At 68.1% G+C, this 13,951-nt stretch carries 16 protein-coding genes; 12 read left to right on the forward strand and 4 right to left on the reverse strand.

Going from position 1 to position 13,951, the window contains the following annotated elements; all coding sequences use genetic code 11:
• Positions 1-4 precede the first annotated feature (4 nt).
• Positions 5-337, forward strand: a complete 333-nt coding sequence (locus ACWPV3_RS08160; protein WP_312735245.1) for a hypothetical protein — start codon at positions 5-7, stop codon at positions 335-337.
• Positions 338-342: 5 nt separating this feature from the next.
• On the opposite strand, the gene ACWPV3_RS08165 is transcribed toward ACWPV3_RS08160, so the two are convergent.
• The gene (locus ACWPV3_RS08165) at positions 343-1,785 is read right to left on the reverse strand and encodes a sigma-54-dependent transcriptional regulator (RefSeq protein ID WP_453977548.1); all 1,443 of its coding nucleotides are present in this window, start codon (positions 1,783-1,785) and stop codon (positions 343-345) included.
• A gap of 164 nt (positions 1,786-1,949) precedes the next feature.
• Between ACWPV3_RS08165 and ACWPV3_RS08170 the strand changes: the two genes are divergently transcribed.
• The 9 genes from ACWPV3_RS08170 to ACWPV3_RS08210 all read left to right on the forward strand — a co-directional run bounded on the left by ACWPV3_RS08170 (position 1,950) and on the right by ACWPV3_RS08210 (position 9,473).
• On the forward strand, positions 1,950-3,761 hold the full coding sequence (locus tag ACWPV3_RS08170) for a M3 family oligoendopeptidase (RefSeq protein ID WP_453977549.1): 1,812 nt from the start codon (positions 1,950-1,952) through the stop codon (positions 3,759-3,761).
• 63 nt (positions 3,762-3,824) lie between these two features.
• Positions 3,825-4,085, forward strand: a complete 261-nt coding sequence (locus ACWPV3_RS08175; protein WP_312735039.1) for an aa3-type cytochrome c oxidase subunit IV — start codon at positions 3,825-3,827, stop codon at positions 4,083-4,085.
• A 134-nt stretch (positions 4,086-4,219) separates the two neighbouring features.
• Positions 4,220-5,353: a Re/Si-specific NAD(P)(+) transhydrogenase subunit alpha gene (locus ACWPV3_RS08180; protein ID WP_453977550.1), complete on the forward strand. Its 1,134-nt coding sequence runs from the start codon at positions 4,220-4,222 to the stop codon at positions 5,351-5,353.
• The gene (locus tag ACWPV3_RS08185) at positions 5,350-5,826 is read left to right on the forward strand and encodes a hypothetical protein (RefSeq protein ID WP_453977551.1); all 477 of its coding nucleotides are present in this window, start codon (positions 5,350-5,352) and stop codon (positions 5,824-5,826) included. The genes ACWPV3_RS08180 and ACWPV3_RS08185 overlap by 4 nt, the downstream gene beginning before the upstream one ends.
• A 2-nt stretch (positions 5,827-5,828) precedes the next feature.
• Positions 5,829-6,164, forward strand: coding sequence for an NAD(P) transhydrogenase subunit alpha (locus ACWPV3_RS08190; protein WP_292087254.1), 336 nt, complete (start codon positions 5,829-5,831; stop codon positions 6,162-6,164).
• Positions 6,161-6,427 carry a hypothetical protein gene (locus tag ACWPV3_RS08195; RefSeq protein ID WP_292087253.1) on the forward strand — a complete coding sequence of 89 codons (267 nt, stop codon included), beginning with the start codon at positions 6,161-6,163 and terminating at the stop codon, positions 6,425-6,427. Before ACWPV3_RS08190 ends, ACWPV3_RS08195 begins: the two co-directional genes overlap by 4 nt.
• Positions 6,428-6,440: 13 nt before the next feature.
• A complete protein-coding gene (locus tag ACWPV3_RS08200; protein ID WP_453977552.1) occupies positions 6,441-7,862 on the forward strand; it encodes an NAD(P)(+) transhydrogenase (Re/Si-specific) subunit beta in 1,422 nt (473 codons plus the stop codon).
• A 36-nt stretch (positions 7,863-7,898) separates the two neighbouring features.
• Positions 7,899-8,312, forward strand: coding sequence for a DUF1801 domain-containing protein (locus ACWPV3_RS08205; RefSeq protein ID WP_292087251.1), 414 nt, complete (start codon positions 7,899-7,901; stop codon positions 8,310-8,312).
• Positions 8,313-8,363: 51 nt separating this feature from the next.
• Positions 8,364-9,473 (forward strand): acyltransferase family protein, encoded by a 1,110-nt coding sequence (locus ACWPV3_RS08210; RefSeq protein ID WP_453977553.1) that lies wholly within the window; start codon positions 8,364-8,366, stop codon positions 9,471-9,473.
• Here the strand turns inward: ACWPV3_RS08210 and ACWPV3_RS08215 are convergent.
• Both ACWPV3_RS08215 and ACWPV3_RS08220 read right to left on the reverse strand, forming a co-directional pair.
• On the reverse strand, positions 9,470-10,027 hold the full coding sequence (locus ACWPV3_RS08215; protein ID WP_453977554.1) for an HdeD family acid-resistance protein: 558 nt from the start codon (positions 10,025-10,027) through the stop codon (positions 9,470-9,472). The two genes, ACWPV3_RS08210 and ACWPV3_RS08215, sit on opposite strands and share 4 nt — an antisense overlap.
• A gap of 64 nt (positions 10,028-10,091) precedes the next feature.
• Positions 10,092-10,316 carry a hypothetical protein gene (locus tag ACWPV3_RS08220; RefSeq protein ID WP_313453593.1) on the reverse strand — a complete coding sequence of 75 codons (225 nt, stop codon included), beginning with the start codon at positions 10,314-10,316 and terminating at the stop codon, positions 10,092-10,094.
• A 91-nt stretch (positions 10,317-10,407) separates the two neighbouring features.
• Between ACWPV3_RS08220 and ACWPV3_RS08225 the strand changes: the two genes are divergently transcribed.
• Together ACWPV3_RS08225 and ACWPV3_RS08230 are read left to right on the forward strand one after the other, a co-directional pair.
• Entirely contained in the window at positions 10,408-11,397 is a 990-nt protein-coding gene (locus ACWPV3_RS08225; RefSeq protein WP_453977555.1) for a helix-turn-helix transcriptional regulator, read from the forward strand.
• 69 nt (positions 11,398-11,466) lie between these two features.
• Complete coding sequence (locus tag ACWPV3_RS08230) at positions 11,467-12,900, forward strand: hypothetical protein (RefSeq protein WP_453977556.1); 1,434 nt, start codon at positions 11,467-11,469, stop codon at positions 12,898-12,900.
• A 62-nt stretch (positions 12,901-12,962) separates the two neighbouring features.
• Here the strand turns inward: ACWPV3_RS08230 and ACWPV3_RS08235 are convergent, their stop codons facing one another.
• Positions 12,963-13,949 (reverse strand): DUF6607 family protein, encoded by a 987-nt coding sequence (locus ACWPV3_RS08235; RefSeq protein WP_453977557.1) that lies wholly within the window; start codon positions 13,947-13,949, stop codon positions 12,963-12,965.
• Positions 13,950-13,951 lie beyond the last annotated feature (2 nt).

The following is a 13,951-nucleotide window of genomic DNA, read 5'->3' on the forward strand; positions in this document are numbered from 1 at the left end:
GGGGCTGAAGCGCAAACCGCCTTCCGACAGCCCCTTCGAGGCCCAGCGCAGGGCGGCTCAGCGATCGGCCCTGAACGCCCTGAAACGCGCCCGCCGCTCGGCCGAGAAGGCGGGCGTTTCCCTGTCCGAATGGGAGGGCGAGTTCATCGACTCGGTCAGTGAACGCGTGAAGACCCATGGCCGCGCCTTCGCCGATCCCGAAAAGGGCGCGCCGGGCCAGGCGCTCTCGGCCATGCAGGGCCGCAAGCTGAAGGAGATCACGGCCAAGGCCAAGGGCGAAGCGCCGAAACGGCGGTGGGGGCGCAAGACGCCCAAGGCGGGCGTGTCCGAGGACTGACGCGGTCAGCCCGCTTCCTTCAACTGCTCTTCCAGCCCCTGTTCGCGGACCTTGCGGTACAGGGTCGAGCGACCGATGCCCAGACGACGGGCGATCTCGCTCATGTGGCCTGAGTAGACCTCGATGGCGTGTTGGATCAGGTCGCGCTCGATCTCTTCCAGCGTTCGCAGATGACCGCGGTCGTCCAGGATGCGGATCGGTTGGTCCGGCTGGGGGGCATGATCCGAGTGCGTCGAAACCGTCGCCACGGGAACGACGTCCGGCATCGGGGCGGTGACGCCCGAGATGGCCGGGAAGTCATGCGGTTGCAGGAAGGGCGCGTCGGCCAGGACGATGGCGCGGAACACCGCGTTCTCCAGCTGGCGCACGTTGCCGGGCCAGTCGAAGCTCTGGAGCATGGCCATCGTCTCGGGCGCGCAGCCGGCGATCCGCTTGCCTTCCTCGGCGTTGAAACGGGCGATGAAGTGATCGACCAGGGCCGGGATGTCCTCGCGGCGGTCGCGCAGGGACGGGGCTTCGATGGGGAAGACGTTCAGGCGATAGAACAGGTCTTCGCGGAAGGCTCCGTCGCGCACCTGCTGGGCCGGGTCGCGATTGGTGGCGGACACGATGCGGACGTCGATCTTGACCGGTCGCTTGCCGCCCACCGGGTCGATCTCGCCCTCCTGCAGCGCGCGCAGCAGCTTGACCTGCATGTCCAGCGGCAGTTCGCCGATCTCGTCCAGGAACAGGGTGCCGCCGTCCGCCTCGCGGAACTTGCCCAGGGTCTTGTCGACGGCACCGGTGAAGGCGCCCTTCTCATGTCCGAACAGGATGGATTCGACCAGATTGGCGGGCAGGGCGCCGCAGTTGACGGCGACGAAGGGCTTTCCGGCCCGGTCGCTGGCGCCGTGCAGGGCGCGAGCGATGACCTCCTTGCCGACGCCGCTCTCGCCGGTGATCAGGACGGGGATCGAGGATTTGGCGGCCCGCGCGCCCAGCGCCTTGACCATCCGCATCGGATTGCTGTCGCCCACGATGTCGTCGAAGCTGGTGCGGCCCTGGACCCGCTTGGTCAGCCGCCCGACCTCGGCCGTCAGCCGGGTCATCTGCATGGCGTTGCGCACCCCGACCAGCAGCCGCTCTGGCCCGACGGGCTTGACGAAGAAGTCCTGGGCGCCGGCCTGCATGGCCTTGACCACCATGTCGATGCCGCCGTTGGCGGTCAGGACGATGACCGGCTCGTTGACCCCGGCGCTGCGTAGTTCGGCCAGGCATTCCAGCCCCGACATCTCGGGCATGATCATGTCCAGCAGGATCAGGTCGGCGCCGCCGCCCCGGGTCATCCGATCGATGGCCTCTCCGCCGCTGGCGGCGTGGACCACCGCGTTGCCGTCGCGCTCCAGCACGGCCTGGATCAGCCGCCGCTGGGTCGGATCGTCGTCAACGACCAGAATGGTCTTGGCCATGGGAAGCAGCCCTTCGTTCCTTGGTCCATCCATAACGCGGATGGCCCGTTTCGGGACGATTTCTAGGCCGACGAGGTGAAAATCGCGTTGTTCGGCGTGGTGTGCGGGGGGTTAACGCCCGCCTCGCGGTTGCGGCGGCCGCCCTGCGTCGCCAAAACGGGGTCATGAACGCTCCCTTCAAGACGCCCGACGCCGAAGCTCCGCTTTGGGACCTGTCCGATCTCTACGCCGCGCGCGACGACGCCCGGGTCGGCGAAGACCTCGCCCGGGCCCGCGCCCTGGTCGATCAGATGAACGGCCTGCAAGGACAGCTTATCGCGCGGCGGGCCGACGCGGGGGGGCTGGGCGAGGTCCTGGATCAGGCGATCACCCTGTACGAACAGGCGTCGGATGTGCTGGGCGCCCTGGGCGCCTACGCCTTCCTGGCGGCCTCGACCGCGCGCGACGATCCGGGCGCCCAAGGATTCGAAGCCGACGTGCGCGAGAAGATCACCGCCATCGCAACTCCGACCGTCTGGCTGACGCTGGAAATCAACCAGATCGACGACGCCGAGTTGGAGGCCGCGCTGGCCGCCCATCCGGGCGCGGCGCGTTGGCGGCCCTGGCTGCGGCGGGTGCGGGCGATGAAGCCGCACGAGCTGTCGGCCGAGCTGGAGACCTTCATCGCCGAGCGCGGCCCGATCACGGCCCAGTGGCCGCGCCTGTTCGACGAGCAGCTGGCCGCCCTGCGCGCTAGGGTCGGCAAGAAGGGCGCGAACGCCGAGAGCCTGACCCTGGCTGAGGCGCTGAACCGCCTGTCGGACGCCAAGCCCGCACGCCGCAAGGCCGCCGCCGAAGGATTGTCGGAGGCTTTAGCCGCCCGCGCTCCGACCCTGGCCCTGGTGCTGAACACGGTCGCGGCCGACAAGGCGATGGAGGACCGCTGGCGCGGCTTCAAACGCCCGGCGGACAGCCGCCACCTGGGCAACGAGGTGGACGGCGAGGCGGTGGACGCCATGGCCGAAGCGGTCGCCGCAGCCTATCCGCGCCTGTCGCACCGCTATTACGCCCTGAAGGCCAGGGCGATGGGCAAGACCCGGCTGGATCACTGGGACCGCAACGCCCCGATCGAGACGACCGCGCCGCGATCCTTCACCTGGAGCCAGGGGCGCCGGATCGTGCTGGACAGCTTCTCCGACCTGGGCGGCGACTTCGCCGAACGGGCTGGCGGCTTCTTCGACAAACCCTGGATCGACGGTCGGGCGCGGCCGGGCAAGCAGTCGGGCGCCTACGCCCATCCGGTGACGGCGGATCGTCACCCCTATGTCTTTCTGAACTGGATGGGCGAGCGCCGCGACGTCCTGACCCTGGCGCACGAACTGGGCCACGGCGTTCACCAGACCCTGGCGGCGGATCAGGGCACGCTTCTGGCCGACACGCCCCTGACCCTGGCGGAAACCGCGTCCATCTTCGCCGAGGGCCTGACCTTCGACCGGCTGCTGGCCACGGCGCCCAAGTCCGAACAGCGCGGGCTTCTGGCGGGTCGGATCGAGGACGGGCTGAACACCGTGGTGCGTCAGATCGCCTTCCATCGCTTCGAGACCCGTTTTCACGACGAGCGCCTGTCCGGAGAGGTGTCGCAACACCGCATCAACGAACTGTGGCTGGAAGAGATGGGGGCCTCGCTGGGGCCGGCGGTGACGCTGAACCCCGGCTATGAGCACTGGTGGAGCTATGTCAGCCACTTCGTGCATTCGCCCTTCTACGTTTACGCCTACGCCTTTGGAGATCTGTTGGTGGCGGCGTTGATGGAGGCGCGGCGGAACGATCCGGCGGGCTTCACGCCCCTGTATCGCGATCTTCTGGCCGGGGGCGGCGCGCGGACCTATGTCGAGGCGCTGAAGCCTTTTGGGCTGAACCCGCGCGACCCGGCCTTCTGGAGCGTGGGGTGCCGGCGGCTGGAGCGGCTGATCGATCAGTTCGAGGCCTTGGGCTAGCCGGGCTTGAGTGCGCCGCGCGCCTCGCTATAAATCCGCCTAACAACCGACTGGGGAGTCTCCATGGCCGATCCGCACCACGCCGACGACGCGAACGCCTATGTGCGTGGCGACATGGCCATCAAGGAACAGATCTCGACCTTCCGTCTGTTCCTGGACCTGGCCAAGTGGGGCTCTCTGGCCGTGGCCTGTCTGGTGCTGCTGCTGACCCTGTGGTTCCACCCTGGCGGCAACTTCGTCGTGGCGTTGCTGGGTACGGTGGTCCTGGCCGTAGCCGGCTTCTTCGCCCTGCGGTCCAAGCACGACGTCGTTCACCGAGACTAGCCGGCGTTGCGCCAATCCCGGCCCGGGAGGGGCGGGAATTCCGGCCTGGGCGCCCGTCTTGGCGTAACCGTGCTTTGACGGCTGTCGCCGGAACGGCCTAACCTTCGTTCAAGAACAGAAACGAGGGGATTCGCTTGGCTGTCGCTATCGCCGCAACCCGGGAACGCCGCGAGGGCGAGACGCGCTGCGCCGTCACGCCCGAGACCGTGAAGAAGCTGATCGCCCTGGGCGCGACCGTGACGGTCGAGGCCGGGATCGGCCAGGGCTCTTCCATCCCCGACGCCGATTACGCCGCCGCCGGCGCGACGGTGATGCCCGACACCCACGCGGTTCTGGACGGCGCCGACATCCTGCTGAAGGTGCGCGGTCCCACCGCCCAGGAGACCAGCGCCCTGAAATCGGGCGCCGTCGTCATCGCCATGCTGGACGCCTGGCGCGACAAGGCGACGGTGGAGGCCCTGCGCGGCGCAGGCGCGACCGCCTTCGCCATGGAGTTCGTGCCCCGCATCACCCGCGCCCAGGTGATGGACGTCCTGTCGTCCCAGGCGAACCTGGCTGGCTATCGTGCGGTGATCGAGGCGGCCTACGCCTACGGCAAGGGCTTTCCGATGATGATGACGGCGGCCGGCACGGTCGCTGCGGCAAAGGTCTTCGTCATGGGCGTCGGCGTCGCCGGGCTTCAGGCCATCGCCACCGCGCGCCGCCTGGGCGCGGTCGTCACCGCCACCGACGTCCGCCCCGCCACCAAGGAACAGGTCGAAAGCCTGGGCGCCAAATTCCTGGCCGTCGAGAACGAAGAGTTCAAGTCCGCCCAGACGGCGGGCGGCTACGCCAAGGAGATGTCGGCCGAATACCGCGCCCTTCAGGCCGAACTGACGGCCAGCCACATCGTCAAACAGGACGTCGTGATCACCACGGCCCTGATCCCCGGCCGGGCCGCGCCCATCCTGCTGACCGCCGCCCACGTCGCCTCGATGAAGCCGGGCTCGGTCATCGTCGATCTGGCGGTCGAGGCGGGCGGCAATGTCGAGGGTTCCAAACTGAACGAGGTGGTCGTCACCCCGAACGGCGTCACCATCGTCGGCTGGGCTAACCTGCCCGGCCGCATCGCCGCCGACGCCAGCGCCCTCTACGCGCGCAACCTGACTGCCTTCGTCGGCCTGCTGATCAAGGACGGCGCCCTGGCGGTCGACCTTGAGGACGAAATCCTGAAGGCGGCGGTCGTCACCAACGGCGGGGCCGTGGTGCATGAGGGGGTGAGGGGATGAAATCCCGCGCGGGCAAACTGTTCTTCGGCGTGCTCTGGTTGCTTTTTCTAGGGAACATGGTGTCCCGTGATTGGGAGCAGTTCGCTTCAAATCATTTGGATGCGTCTATTTGGGACTATCTCCGCGATGCGCTTCCACTGCTCGGCCAACTCTCTGTCTTTATGATCTGCATCTTCGTAGTCGGCGCTTTGACGTCGGCCGTCGGGCCGCGTCTGGCACGGTGGTTCTCCTCGCCGCGCAATCCTGCCCCGCCTGCCGATGCTGGCCCGCTCTACGCCATGAGAACGTTTCCTATCCACGTCGGAATCTGCGTGGGCCTGACGGCCGGCGTCGCTCTGACTCTTCTCTCTTGGAGCGCCGTAGCGATGATCCTGATCGGACCAGCCATTGGCGCTTGGGTATTGTTGGCGCGTCGCATGGGCTTCGAACCGCCGAACGATCCAGCCGCCCCTCATAGTGCGCAGGGAACCTGACCATGGAACACGTCGACCCCACCGTCTTCCGCCTGGCCATCTTCGTGCTGGCGATCTTCGTCGGCTATTACGTCGTCTGGAGCGTGACCCCCGCGCTGCACACGCCGCTGATGGCCGTGACCAACGCCATTTCCAGCGTCATCATCGTGGGCGGCCTGATCGCCGCCGCCGCCGTGTCGGGCGATGCGACGGGGCCCAGCGCCTGGATCGCCAAGGGCGCGGGCGTCGCGGCCGTCACCCTGGCCAGCGTCAACATCTTCGGCGGCTTCATGGTCACGCGGCGGATGCTGGCCATGTACAAGAAGAAGGAACGGCCGGAGTCCAAGGCCGCCAAATGACCGATGTCGCCCAGATCGCCGTCGTCGCATCGTGGGTCGCCACCGGCCTGGGGTTCGGTCTGTGGCTCTATGGCTGGTTCGGCGGCAAGGCGCCGCTGCAGCGTCAGCGGCTGCACGATTGCGGCATCGCCCTGGTGTTTTCGGCCATCCTGGTCCGCGTCGTGACGCAGGAGCGGTCGCTGGGCGTCTTCGAATGGGCGTTGTTCTTCATCGGTCCATTGTTCATCGCCGCCGCCCTGTGGCGGCTGGTTCGCACGTCTTGAGGGGAGGGGCGTGATGAACGCATCCTTGGCCGCCCTGGCCTATCTGGTTTCCGGGGTTCTGTTCATTCTGTCGCTGCGCGGGCTGTCCAGCCCGGAGACCAGTCGTCAGGGCAACACCTTCGGCATGATCGGCATGGCCCTGGCCATCGGCGTGACCCTGTTGACGCTGGGGACGACCGGGGCGCTGGACCCCGTGACCCTGGCCCTGATCGCAGGCGGCGTCATCGTGGGCGGGGGCGTCGGCGCCCTGATCGCCAGGCGCGTCGCCATGACCGACATGCCGCAACTGGTCGCCGCCTTCCACAGCCTGGTCGGCATGGCCGCCTGTCTGGTCGCCATCGGCGCCATCTATGCGCCGGAAGCCTTTGGAATCCTGTCCGACGACGGCGTGGGCATCAAGACCCTGTCGATCATCGAACTGTCGCTCGGCGTGGCCATCGGGGCCATCACCTTCACCGGCTCGGTCATCGCCTTCGCCAAGCTGAACGGCAATATGTCGGGCGCGCCGATCATCCTGCCCGCGCGCCACCTGATCAATGTCGGCCTGGCCCTGGCGCTGGTCTTCCTGATCGGCATCCTGATCGGCACGGCCGGGGCGGCGACCTGGGCCTTCTGGGGCGTCTTCCTGATCGCCCTGATCCTGGGCGCGACCCTGATCATCCCTATCGGCGGCGCCGACATGCCGGTCGTGGTGTCGATGTTGAACTCCTATTCCGGCTGGGCGGCGGCGGCCCTGGGCTTCACGCTGGAGAACATCGCCCTGATCATCACCGGCGCCCTGGTCGGCTCGTCGGGCGCGATCCTCAGCTACATCATGTGCAAGGGCATGAACCGCAGCTTCGTCTCGGTCATCCTGGGCGGTTTCGGCGGCGGCGATGCGGCGGCCGGTCCCGGCGGCGCCAAGGAGACACGGCCCGTCAAACAGGGCTCGGCCGAGGACGCGGCCTTCATCATGAAGAATGCGTCCAAGGTCATCATCGTGCCCGGCTACGGCATGGCGGTGGCCCAGGGCCAGCACGCGCTGCGCGAAATGGCCGACAAGCTGAAGGAAGAGGGCGTCGAGGTGAAATACGCCATCCACCCCGTCGCCGGCCGCATGCCGGGTCACATGAACGTCCTGCTGGCCGAGGCCAACGTCCCCTATGACGAGGTGTTCGAGCTGGAGGACATCAACGCCGAGTTCGCCACCGCCGACGTCGCCTTCGTCATCGGCGCCAACGACGTCACCAACCCCGCCGCCAAGACCGACCCCCAGTCGCCCATCTACGGCATGCCGATCCTGGACGTCGAAAAAGCCGGCACAGTCCTGTTCATCAAGCGCGGCATGGGCTCAGGCTACGCCGGGGTCGAGAACGAGCTCTTCTTCCGTGACAACACCATGATGCTGTTCGGCGACGCCAAGAAGATGGTCGATGGGATTGTGAAGGCGCTGTGACCCGCTTGCCGAACCGCGCGGACAAGAAGCGAGGCGATGCCCGCTGAACCCAAGACCCGCCCGACCGACATGGCTGTCGCCGACTTCATCGCGGCGGTGGAGAACCCCCGACGCCGCGCCGACGCCGAGACGGTCCAGGCCATGCTGGGCGAAGTGACCGGGATGGAGCCTGTGATGTGGGGCCCGTCGATCGTCGGCTATGGCCGCTATCGCGGTCCGAGCGGCGATTGGCCGATCATTGGCTTCTCGCCGCGCAAGGCGCAGCTTGTCTTCTACATCATGACGGGGTTCGCCGAGAGCGGCGACCTTCTGGCCCGTTTGGGCAAGCACAAGGCGGGCGGCGGCTGCCTCTATGTGAACCGGCTGGAGGACGTGGATCAGACGGTCCTGCGAGAGTTGGCGGCCCGTTCCGTGGCCTGGATGCGCGCCCAGCATCCGTTCGCCGACTGAAGCCGGAGCAACCCCCTATCGCGCGACTGCGGGCGGCGCTAACACGCGTTCGTGAACACCGCCGCCGCCCCCGTGAATATCGCCCATCGTCGTTTCGAGGCGCTGGACGCCCTGCGCGGGGTCTGCGCCATTCTGGTGGTCATGTTCCACATGCCCGTCGCCAGCCATTGGCGCGACTGGGGCTTCGTCCAGCATTCCTATCTTTTCGTGGACTATTTCTTCGTGCTGTCGGGCTTCGTCATCGCCCACGCCTACGCCGGGCGGCTGAAGACCTTGCGGGACGGCGGGCGGTTCATGGTGCGGCGGTTCGGGCGCATCTGGCCGCTGCATGTGCTGATGCTGGCGGCCTTCATCGGGCTGGAGCTGGCGCGGCTGATCTTCCATTTCGATGGGGCGACGCCCTTTGCGCGCGATCGCTCGGTCGAGGCGATTTTCACCAATCTTCTGCTGATTCAGGCCTGGCATGTCCATCCGTACCTGACCTGGAACGGGCCGGCCTGGACGTTGAGCGCGGAATGGGCGTGTTATCTGATCTTCGCGGGTCTGGTGCTGATCGCGCCGAGACGATTCCGCTGGATCGGCCTGGTCCTGGCCGTGATCGGCGGGGTGACGGTGCTGCTGTATGCCCGGCGCTGGATGAACACCACCTTCGACTTCGCGGTGCCGCGCGCGGTCTATGGCTTCTTCCTAGGCTGCCTGCTGCAAGGCCTGTGGACCCGGATTCCACGCTTGAAGGGCGCGGCCGCGACAGGGCTGGAGGTTCTGGTCCTGGCGGCGATCTGCGGCTTCGTCGGCTATGCCGAAGGTCCGATCACCGTCGCCGTCACCCTGATCTTCCTGGCCGTGGTCTGGGTCTTCGCGGGCGAGGAGGGGCGGCTGTCGCGTCTGTTGGATCATCCGGCCCTGGTGACGATGGGGCGCTGGTCGTTCGCCATCTACATGGTCCACATGTTCATCCTGACCGTGATGATGATCCTGGCCAAGAAGGCGGGCTGGGTGCCGGGCGGCCGCCGCGTGGACTTCGGCTCGGTGTGGCTGAACGACCTGTTCGCCCTGGGCCTGTTCGCTCTGATCGTCGTCGTCGCGGTGATCGCGCACCGGGGGGTGGAGCAGCCGGCCCAGCGGTTGATCGACCGCTGGACCAAGCCAAAGACCGCCTAGCCGCGCGCCGCCTTGCGCAGACGCAGCGACAGAACCACCAGGGCGGCGCCGAACAGAATGGCCCAGGCCCCGATCAGCCACAGCAAGGCCAGGGCGCCGGGTCCGGGCGCGACCAGCAAGGCCACGCCGAACACGATGCTGACCGCGCCCGCCAGGATCAGCATCCACTCGTTCGGGATCGTCTTGCGAAGACGGATGGCGGCGACGATCTCGAACAGGCCGCGAAAGATCGCCGACCAGCCGATGATCAACACCAGCACCAAGGCCGTGACGCCAGGCCAGGCCAGGGCCACGCCACCCGCCGCCAGGGCGATCAGGCCGATCAGGATCAGCGACCAGCGCCCCTGGCCGTGGCTGCGGAAGGCGGCGATCAGGGCGAATATCCCGTCCACCACCGCATAGGCCCCATAGACGAGGATCAGCGTCAGCAGGCTGATCGTCGGCCAGACAAAGATCAGAACGCCGAAGGCGATGGCCAGGAGGCCGCGCGCCAGAACCGCCCACCAGGCGGCCGTAAGGAATCGATGTGTCAGCGCGTCGAGCGGAGAAGTCATCGGCAAGCTCCCGGATGGAAAGGCGGACTGTCGAACCTTTCCACCAACGGTTGCGCTTGTCGAGTCAGGCGGCCATGCGCCATTCCGGCTGAGCTCGGTCGGCGCGGCCTTCGTCCCACAGGGCGTCCTCGTCGGAGTAGCGGCTGCTGGCGGCGGCGGAGATCACATCCACCACCTGCTCCTCCAACCGGTCCCAGATGACGGCCAGGTCCGACGATCCGTCGGCCTCGCAAGGGACGATGATGTAGCGTTCGGCGTTGACGGCGGTCTGGGGGTGGAAGCGGGCCATGTGATGATCTCCTGAAGCGGTGGCCTCTTGTCGATGATCGGTTTATGGGACAGCATTACGCCAGAAACGGACGTATCAATCTGGAGGCGCGGTGAGACACGACAAGGCGGCGATGGTGATCGACCTGGCCCGGCGCATGGCGGCCAGCGCCGAAGGCCTGACGATCGACGAGATGGCGCAGGAGATGCGCGTCAGCCGCCGCACGGCCGAACGGATGCGCGACGCCGTTCTGATGCTGTTTCCCCAGGCGGAAGAGGTCTCCGACCCGCCGTCCAAACGCTGGCGCATCCGGGGCGGCCTGTCGGCGTTTGAACAGGCGCCGACGGCGACCGAAATGCTGGAACTGACCAAGGCGGCGACCGCCCTGCGCGCGGCGGGCGAACCGGCGCGGGCGGCGGCGCTTGAGGGGCTGGAGCGCAAGCTGAAGGCGGCCATGCGATCCACCACCCTGAACCGGATGGCGCCGGATCTGGAGGCGCTGGTGCGGGCAGAGACCATAGCGGTGCAGGCCGGGCCGCGCCCTTCCGCGGACGAGTCGATGTTGACCGCCATCCGCGGGGCGGTTCTGGCGCAGCAACCGTTGGGCTTCACCTATTCCCGGCCGGGGGCGGAGCCGCGTCGGCGTTCGGTCGCGCCCTGCGGCGTGATGTTCGGGCGCGCCAACTATCTGGTCGCCGCCGATCGGGAAACGGGGCGCATCCAGACCTTCCGCCTAGACCGGATGAGCCATGTGGCCCCTCAGGACGGCGTCGTCACGCCGCCCGCAGACTTCGACCTGGGCGCCTTCGCCAGCCAGTCCTTCGGCATCTATCAGGACCAGATCGAGGACGTGGTCCTGCGCATCGCCCCCGAAGGCGCGGACGAGGCCAGGGGCTGGCGCTGGCACCCGACCCAGACGTTCGAGGACCAGGGCGACGGCGGCGTGATCGTCCGCTTCCGCGCCTCGGGCATGCGCGAACTGGCCTGGCACCTGTTCACCTGGGGCGAACAGGTCGCCATCCTGGAGCCTCGGCGGCTGATGACCGTGATGGCCGAGGAGATCGCCGCCGCACGTCGCGCCCTGGATCGGGCGCCAGACTGACGAAACCGTAAGCTGACCTGTGGCGTTTGGAACGGCTAGGCTTTGCGCCTGCCTTTGTGGAGTTCGTCCTTGCGCCTCAACGCCTTCGCCTCATCCGCCCTGGCCGCCGTCTTGCTGGCGGGGGGCGCCTGCGCCGCCGGCCCGATGATGACGTCGCCTCCCGCAGCGATCGACGCCACGCCCCAGGTGACGGTGACGCGGGACGGCGACCATCTGACGGTGGACTATCGGTTCGACCGCGACGCGGCCGTTTGGGCCTTCATGGATTCGGCGCTGGAGACGGATTCGCGCCAGCCCTGGCGACCACGTCAGTGGACGGTCGAGACGCCTGGCGTGGTGATGGAACGTCGCGGCTTCTACGACATCGTCCGCAGCCGCGACGGCGGCCCCGTGCCGCGCGAGGTGCGGTTCCGGGTCCGGCCAAAGCCGGTGGACCTGGAGGCCGAATACCGCACCCTGGTTTTCTCAAACGGCACGGTCGGCCTGCCGACGCGCCAGTTCGACGTCTTCGCCCTGGGGTCCGTCCAGGCGGCCGAACAGGTTCCGGACGACCTGAACCGCGTGCGGGTGGACGGCGGTCCGGCGCGCGTCACCTGGCGCGACGTCGGTGGGCCGGTGTTGTTCAAGGGCCGTCGCGCCGCCGAACTGACCACCACAGACGAACGCAGCTATGTCCTGCTGGGAGAGGCGACCGTGACGCCGGGCGACGGCCTGTCGACGGTGATCGATCCCAATCTGCCGAGCTGGATCGTCCAGGAAATCCGCAGCTTCGCCCCCGAGGTCGGCCATTACTACCGCAGCCGCCTGGGCGACACCGACGCCGGCGGAGACGCCCCCATTGTCATGGCCGCCTGGAACGGCCCGACCGAGCGTGTGACCAGCATGAGCGGCAGCGTCCTGCCGGGCCTGATCGTCATGTCGTTCGAGGGGCGGGGCGTGACCACGCCCCAGTCCGAGATCCGCGAACGCTCGCGCTGGTTCATCGCTCATGAGGCTGCGCATTTCTGGCTGGGTCAGGCGGTCCGCTATCAGTTCGCGGACGAGGCCTGGATCACGGAGGGCGGGGCCGACATGATGGCCGTGCGCGCGCTGAAGCGGCTGGACCCCGCCTATGACGACCGGACCGAACTGCAGTCGGAGGTGGACGACTGCGTCGCCCTGGCCGGAAAGCCGGTGGCTCAGGCGGGCGAGCGCGGCGAACATCGGGCCTTCTACGCCTGCGGGGCCGTCTTCGCCCTGGCGGCCGAGGGCGCGCAGCGCCAGCGGACGGGCGGCGACTGGTTCGCCTTCCTGAAGCCGCTCCTGCGCCAGCCGGACGGGGTGCTCAGCCGCCAGGAATGGCTGACGGCCCTGACGCGGGTGTCGCGCGATCCCACCCTGGCCAACGACATCTCCGGCCTGCTGGACCGGGGCGCGGCTGACCCGTCGGCCGTGATCGCACGCTTGTTCCAGCGGACCGGCGTGGCCTTCCGCATGGCCGATGGACGGGTCGTCCTGAGCTGATCGAGAAAATTGCGGCGGCCGGTCGCCCGGCCGCCGCAGCAGTCGCCCGCGCTGGGGGATAGTCAGCGCGGGGTCGTGGCCTCGGAAATCAGGGTGCGCGCCTGGGCGATGGCGGCGGCTTCGGCGGTCTTGCCGTCCGCCACCTGCTGCGCCAGGTCCATCAGCGGCGTGCCCGTGACGGCGCCGGTGTCTCCGACCTCTTCCAGATGGATGCCGCCGTGGGCGGCGACGGCCGCATCCCAGGCGTCGCGGACCGCCGCCCAGAAGCCTTGGGTCTTGGCCCAATACTCGTCCCCAGCCCGGGGCGAATAGCCTGTGGTGCGGTCATAGGTGTTGATCACATCCTCCTGGACGATGGCGATCGGCTCGCCGCCGGCCCGGCCCGACATCTTCATATTGTCCTGGATGTGCACCCAGCCGTCCGGCTTCAGGATGTGGCGGTTGGCGCCCAGATAGCGGTCATAGACGGGGTTGCGCACCGCATCGCGCCGCGCCAGCGGACGCCACGTCGGGTTCGACGTCCAGGCCGACAGGCCGTTGTCGTAGGTCCAATGGCCCACGCCGCCGTAGCGGGGCGAATCGTCCGTCTGCCACACCGTCTGGGACCAGGCCCCGGCGCGCTGGTCCGCCGGAACCGGCGTCAGCGTCCACTGGTTCGGCCCGGTGTAGGTCAGGACCGTCTCGGGCTGATAGGCCCAGTCCTGACGCCAGTGTTTGACCACGATGGTCTGGCCGTCGTGCTCCATGACCAGGATGTGCTGCAGGCTGATGCGGTCGCCCTTGTCATAGACGACGCGCACGATCTCGCTGCCGCCGGACAGCTTCTCCTCCAGCGGGTCGTAGTCGGCGCGGAAACTGACGTTTTCGCGCATGTCGAAATGGACGCGGTACTGGCCCGCCTGGGCCAGGATCGACTGGCGATCCCGTTCGAAGGCGTTGGCGGGCGTCTGGGCCGTCGTCTGGGCCGTCGTCCGGGCGGCCGCCTGTTGGGCCACGGCCGCAGGCGCGGCCGCTGTCAGTAGGGCGGCGGCGATCAGGATGGCGCGCATCG

It is taken from the genome of Brevundimonas sp. Marseille-Q4549, assembly GCF_976940555.1.